General features: G+C 38.4%; 7 protein-coding genes. 4 read left to right on the top strand and 3 right to left on the bottom strand.

Annotated elements, in window-relative coordinates; all coding sequences use genetic code 11:
* Positions 1–54: 54 nt before the first annotated feature.
* From ACOI1D_RS20715 to ACOI1D_RS20705, 3 genes are all read right to left on the bottom strand, one after another.
* Complete coding sequence (locus tag ACOI1D_RS20715; protein WP_422503994.1) at positions 55–1,017, bottom strand: ABC transporter permease; 963 nt, start codon at positions 1,015–1,017, stop codon at positions 55–57.
* Entirely contained in the window at positions 1,010–1,930 is a 921-nt protein-coding gene (locus ACOI1D_RS20710; protein ID WP_422503993.1) for an ABC transporter ATP-binding protein, read from the bottom strand. The genes ACOI1D_RS20715 and ACOI1D_RS20710 overlap by 8 nt, the downstream gene beginning before the upstream one ends.
* A 542-nt stretch (positions 1,931–2,472) precedes the next feature.
* A complete protein-coding gene (locus ACOI1D_RS20705; protein WP_422503992.1) occupies positions 2,473–2,619 on the bottom strand; it encodes a YfhE family protein in 147 nt (48 codons plus the stop codon).
* 238 nt (positions 2,620–2,857) lie between these two features.
* On the opposite strand from ACOI1D_RS20705, the gene ACOI1D_RS20700 reads away from it, so the two are divergent.
* The 4 genes from ACOI1D_RS20700 (at position 2,858) to ACOI1D_RS20685 (ending at position 6,457) form a co-directional block, all read left to right on the top strand.
* Positions 2,858–3,424, top strand: a complete 567-nt coding sequence (locus ACOI1D_RS20700) for an RNA polymerase sigma factor (RefSeq protein ID WP_422503991.1) — start codon at positions 2,858–2,860, stop codon at positions 3,422–3,424.
* Positions 3,414–4,196: an anti-sigma factor gene (locus ACOI1D_RS20695; RefSeq protein WP_422503990.1), complete on the top strand. Its 783-nt coding sequence runs from the start codon at positions 3,414–3,416 to the stop codon at positions 4,194–4,196. The genes ACOI1D_RS20700 and ACOI1D_RS20695 overlap by 11 nt, the downstream gene beginning before the upstream one ends.
* A gap of 222 nt (positions 4,197–4,418) precedes the next feature.
* Positions 4,419–5,771 carry a copper amine oxidase gene (locus ACOI1D_RS20690; protein WP_422503988.1) on the top strand — a complete coding sequence of 451 codons (1,353 nt, stop codon included), beginning with the start codon at positions 4,419–4,421 and terminating at the stop codon, positions 5,769–5,771.
* A gap of 38 nt (positions 5,772–5,809) precedes the next feature.
* Positions 5,810–6,457: a class F sortase gene (locus ACOI1D_RS20685; protein WP_422503986.1), complete on the top strand. Its 648-nt coding sequence runs from the start codon at positions 5,810–5,812 to the stop codon at positions 6,455–6,457.
* The last annotated feature ends 187 nt before the right edge of the window (positions 6,458–6,644 follow it).

Here is a 6,644-nt window from a genome sequence, read left to right as displayed (position 1 = left end):
TGAAAGAGAACGAAATTGTTTCGATTTAACCTGTACTTAATATGATTGCAATGATTAATGACCGGCTACATCACGTTTTGAAAATGACAGCCATGAGACAGCCAGAAAAATAACAAAATATACAACAAGTACGGCGATTGAAAAGCCGAGCGTCATACCTTCTATAAATGGTGTGCCATTTACATACCGGTTTAGGTCTGTGTTTGCAAACAGAATATATTTTGCCCATGCTTTATCAGCAAAGTAACTTACAATAGGTCCCCCCACAAATAACAGGAAAATGGATGTCCCGATTGCCAGCGCACTTTGACGGAACAGTGCTGATATCATGAAGGCGAACGTTGCCATCATCAGTAAGGTAACCAATTGGAATCCATACTCCGCTGTAATTTGACTAATTACAGATACTTGTTCGAATGAATCACCAATGTTCATTACAATTTGAGGCTCGAAACTGTTTATGCCGAAAAATATTGCCCCAACGATAAAGGAGAATACTAATGTGAAAATGAGTGTCCATAGAGCAAATAACAACACGGAAACATATTTGGATAATAAAATCTTAGATCTTGATATAGGTCTGATTAATAGTAGTTTTATTGTTCCCCATTTAAACTCATTTGCAATAATGCCGGCTGCAACTATTATTGTAAATAACGTAACTAACGACAACAGAAACTGGTTATCCAGAACAAATTGCCACGTATCATAGCCTACTGGCATAATATCATTCTCTAAATAGAAAGTGTTCTTTGCGATTCTTGGGTCTTTGTAGCCCGCCATTATTTCATTATCTTGCATGGCTTCCATTTCCTTGGTAAGCTTTTCATTTTCCTCCTGAACTGTCTGGCGCCATGTATCTTCATGGTACTCTGGTGCGACAGAGTTCTGATAAAAACTTGATGTAAATCCTAGGCCGATGATGATGAGTGCTAAAATAATGTACATTGCCCATGTGGATTTCCGTATATATATTTTAATTTGTTCATTTTTTAAAAGCTGAAAGAAATTACTCAATTGTATTCTCTCCAATCAAATCAAAGAATTTATCTTCTAATGTAGTTTTTGATATTCCAACCTGATAGATGGCTATGCTATTTTCAACAAGCAACTGAATATACAATGGAATATTTTTTTTATCTCCCTGGAATGTAATAACATTTTCTACAATAGCTGTATCCAATTCATACCGTTCTTTTAATAACTCCTGGGCTTTATTTAACGGCTCTACCTCCATTTGAATCTGGTGGCCAAGCTCTCCATCTGGAGCCTCGTTAAGATCCTGAGTAGAAATCAACTCACCATTCTTAATAATACCTATACGGTCACACATCTGTTCGACCTCTGCAAGCATGTGGCTGGATATGATAACAGCCACATCTTCAGTTTGTGCAAGATTACGTATGTATTTTCGTATTTCCCGTATACCAGCAGGATCAAGTCCGTTGGTAGGCTCATCTAAAATTAAAACAGATGGTTTGTGAAGTAGCGCTTGGGCTATTCCTAATCGTTGGCGCATTCCTAACGAGTACTTCCCGGATCGCTCTTTAATTGGTCTTTCTAATCCAACTAATTTAACTACCTCGTTAATTCGTTCTTTTGTAATTCCGGGAATCATACGTGCATAGTGTTTAAGATTTTGTAAACCGCTCATAAATGGATACATTTCAGGATTTTCAACGATAGCACCAATTTCCCGTATTGCTTCTTTATGGTCGGTTTTTATGCTGTTGCCAAGAATCCTAATGTCACCTTCCGTTATATTCATGAGTCCTACAATCATTCGAATTGTTGTAGTCTTACCTGCGCCGTTTGGGCCGATAAAACCAAACACTTCACCCTTATTAATCGTAAATGTTAGACCTTTAATGATTTCTTTTTTGCCAATCTTTTTATTGACATTTGTTAGTTGTAAAGCTGGTTCTGCCACCAAAATGACCTCCTTATTCATATCTACCTTTGTATTACGATTCCACCTTAGAAAAGTTTCAGTTATTTAGGTTTTCAGTTATTATTCAGATAAGCTGTTTTTTTTTAAATGTTGTTGTTGAAAAAGTTATAAACTGTAATGTTATTTACCGTTGCGAAAATACACTACGCGCACCTTAGGGAGGCTGGTGAGTCTCCTCGCACTGCGGATCTCACCGATGCCTTTTCCTCACGCAGGAGTCTTCGCCTTCACTGGCACAGTACTAAACAAACGACCCATCATGATAATGCTTACTGGTTGATTGAAGCGTAGGGCAGTCGACTCCCGCGGAAAGCGACTGCCCGTAGCGGAAATCAGTACAGCAGTTACGTCACAGTTTCTATCAACTGCGAGGGTTAAAAAGCAACAAAACTTACGAATGAGCATTTAGATCTGTTACCTTATTAGAAAACTCGGCTTATGACCAACCTTAATAGCGAAATCCTTTCTGCATAAAAAAGGCTCCTTTAATTTTTTACTAAAGGAGCCTTTTATACGTATATTTAGTTTTCGCGTTTAGATTCTTTTATCTTTGACTTTCGGTAGCCGCCTGCTATATCTGCATGTTTAAAGTCTTTTGCATATAAGACCTCTTGAGCGTCCGCAAGCTGCTTGTTCTTTGTTGGTTGATACTGTGCATTACCTCGCATTTTTATCGACCCTTTCATGAATAAAAATTTACTTGAATTATATATGTTCCCTGTATGTAATTCAGGTAAACGTGGAATTATATATTTTCTCATTATTGGATATGTGTAAGTGATCCATTTCTCTTTCTAAATCGTAAACTAGTTAGAACTTCATTCTTAGTGTGCTGCCCAACACCCTTCCAGTGAGGCAATTATGATATGATAAGTGCATATTATTTTTTTTGAAAAGGAGATTGGTATGCGAGAACATGATGTTGAACTATTTAATCGAGCCCAAGCGTATGATGAAAATGCTCTCGAGCTTCTATACGATCGCTATGAAAAGCTATTGTTTTCTTTTTCCTATCGTATGACCAACAATAAATTCCTTGCCGAGGAAGTTGTGCAGGATGTTTTCACCAAGATATGGTCAAAGCAACGAACCTTTGATGAAACGAAAGGTAAGCTTTCTTCATGGTTATTGACTGTTACGAGAAATGCAACGATTGATATGCTGAGAAAGAAGAAGGAAACCCCATATGAATTAGATGAACGGGATGCATTGCATGATTTAAATCCATCTACTGAAGAACAGATAGAATGGAAAGAACGCAGTGAAGAAGTCCGAGAGGCTATTAGAGAACTGACAAACGAACAACAGGAAATTATAGAATTATTTTATTTTAAAGGATTGTCTCAATCTAAGATTGCTGATGAATGTGAGATACCGCTTGGAACGGTAAAAGGGAGAGTTCGTTTAGCGTTGAAACACTTACGAAGTATATTATCTCCTACAAGCGAGAGGGGGGTTCAGGATGATGTCTAAAGACTGTGATTTGTTGCTTGATTATTTTAATAACCAGCTAACTAAAGAAGAAGAGGAAAGATTTGAATTACACTTGTTAGAGTGTTCGGATTGTCAAGAGGAGCTTTTAGAGCTACAACAATTAACGGAAGACCTTCCATATAGCAGTGAACCAGCAGAACCGCCGGCTGGAATGAAGAAACGCGTGTTATCTAATGTTTTAGGACAAACAGAAACTTCAGAATCAAGAAATGAAGCAGAAGGAAAACCTGTGGATAATGGTAACGTAACCTCTATCAATGATGTGAACGAACCCGTAAAGAAAAAGAAAAGACTGTATAAACCTTTAATTGCAGCTGTTTTAACACTATCACTTATAGGGAATGGTGCAGCGCTAATATATCTATCCAGTCAACCTGAGGAATCTAACCCTACTAATGAAACATCACTGGATACGATACAAAAAATGATAGCTTTAAGTCCTTCAGAAGGAGTAAATGCCCAGGCAACAGCTATGATGATTAACCAAAATAAGAAAACCAACTTAGTGATACAAGCGAGTGATCTTCCGGAGCTTGAAGGTGATGAAGCATATCAAGTGTGGGTGCTGGAAGATGGGAAACCATATCGAGCTGGGACATTTGTCTCGAATAAAAATGGAAACGGTGCGGTATCTTTCATTATGAATTACGATGGTCAGCATAACTGGGATACAATCGCAATTACAAAAGAACCAAATGAAAACAGTCAGACGCCAAAAGGTGAAATATTATTGAGTTCACCAATTTCATAAGATTGATGAAGCTGGGATGCTGCGACGCATCCTGGCTTTTTTTATTTTTAAAAATTATCTCCCCTTAAAACGCTGATATCTGGGCTTTTAACCATTCATTGAACTGGAGTAATAAGTAATTTCAGATAAAACTTCTGGAAAAAGTGATCCAAATCAAAATTACCTTCGTTAGCTTAGTAGAAACATACAAAAACAAAAAATACGAAGAGGAGTTGTTTTTAGATGAATTGGAAAAAAGCATTAGTAGTAGCACCAATGAGTGCAGCAATATTATTTTCAGCAAATGGAGGTCTTGTAAGTGCAGAAACAATGGAGAAACCAACAGTAACAAATGCAGCTGTTGATCTCAGAGCGAATTTAGGGTCATTACTATCTGAACACGGAAACCTTGCCATCATTGCAATGCGTAAAGGGATTGAAGGAGCGAAAGACTTTGATGCTGCAACAGCGCAACTTTCTGAGAACACTCAGGCATTATCGGATGCTATTGCTTCCGTTTACGGGGACGAGGCAGGTAAGGCATTTAAAGAGATGTGGAGTGCACATGTTGGGTATTTTGTAGATTATGTAAAAGGAACTGCTAATAAAGATGAAGAAGCGAAACAGGCTGCTTTAAGTGAACTAGCACAGTATCGTAAAGACTTTTCAGCATTTCTTGAAAAAGCAACAGGTGGCCGGGCCGAAGCTGAAGCATTAGCTGAAGGTTTGCAAACACATGTTAATCAGTTAATTGGAGCATTTGACTCTTATGTTGCTGGAGATTATGCAAAAGCATACAGCCAGCAAGCAGATGCTAGAGCTCACTTATTTATGACTGCAAAAGGTCTTTCAAGTGCAATTACAGCTCAATTTCCGGAAAAGTTCAATAACCAGATGGCAGTAACACCAGCAGCGGATCTTCGGTTAACATTAAATAATATTCTTTCTGGCCATGTTGCATTTGCAGTAACAGCTATGCAAAATGGAATTGAAGGAGAAAAGTCAGCGGAGATCTTTAAAGCAAATGCAGCACAACTATCTGCAAATACAGATAAACTTTCAGGAGCTATTGAATCAGTGTATGGTGCTGAAGCTGCTGAAAAGTTCAAGACTATGTGGAGTAACCATATTGGCTACTTTGTAGACTATGTAAAAGCAACAGCTGCTGAGGACGAGGAAGCTAAGCAAGCTGCATTAGACGAGTTAGAGCAATATCGAGCTGATTTCTCAGAATTCATGGCAACTGCTACAGATGGTAACGCCCCAGCAGATGTTGTAGCAGAAGAACTGCAGGATCATGTTAGTCAGCTAATTGGTTCATTCGATGCTTATGCAGCTGGTAACTATGAAGAAGCGTATAACAAGTTTCACGAGGGTTACGCTTATGCAAATAACATATCCAAATCACTATCTGGAGCTATTGTAACTCAATACCCTGACAAATTTGCATCAGAAATGCCTTCAGAAATGCCAAAAACCGGGTTCGAACCAGCAGCTAACAATGACATGATGATGCTATGGATCATTGGTGCTAGTGCACTTGCATTAGCAGCAGTTGTAGCAATCCGTAAGTTTCAAATGTCTGAAGGAAAATAGTAATAGTAGGTTAATGTAAAAGGCGGGGGATTAGTGTGATGCAGAAGATAATAAGCATACTATTTATAACGATATTAGTTGGTTGCAACCAGGTGCAGAGCACTAATTCCACCAAACCAGAATCAACTAATGTACAAGAAGAATCTACTGAAAAACAAACGGCAGAACAATTGGACTCAAAAACCAAAGATAGCACCAAAGAAACTTTTTATGCAAATGCATTTGATGAACCTTTAAACGGAGTAGTACCTTCATCGATCCAGATAAAAAATATATCTGTTGAAGCAAATGTTGAACATGTCGGTCTGCAAAAGAATGGTAAGATGGATGTTCCAAAAAATTACCGAAGTGCAGGTTGGTATGAATCGGGACCTAAACCAGGTGATCAAGGGAGTGCAGTAGTTGCAGGTCATGTAAACGACCCTGAGGGCAAGGGTATCTTCTGGAATCTGGATGAGCTCGAAGCCGGTGATGAAGTACAAATAACCGGTAAAAATGGTGAAACATTAGTATTTGAGGTCGTTGATAAAAAAGCCTACAATCTGGGTGAAGCTCCAATAGATCAAATTTTCGGGTATACACCAAGAAGAATGCTTAATTTGATCACTTGTACGGGAGATTACATTGAAGATCTTGGTACATACGGTCAACGTTTAGTTGTATATACAGAATTAAAGGCAGATTGAACCAAATAAGAATTGTAAAAACTGGTCTTACACGACATGAACCGTGTGGGGCCAGTTTCTTTTGTTTTATAACCGGAACTTTCATTAACTAAATCTTCTTACGTGGAATGATGGAATGTGTGGAAATCGAGCACTGACTGTCAGAAATCGAGCACCGATTTGCACAGGCTCCTGTCAAGTAGACACA

Origin of the sequence: Virgibacillus sp. DJP39 (assembly GCF_049310925.1) — a bacterium.
Taxonomy (GTDB): Bacteria; Bacillota; Bacilli; order Bacillales; family Amphibacillaceae; genus Virgibacillus_F.
The sequence above is the reverse complement of the archived record's forward strand: the minus strand, read 5'-3'. Positions and strand labels throughout refer to the sequence as shown.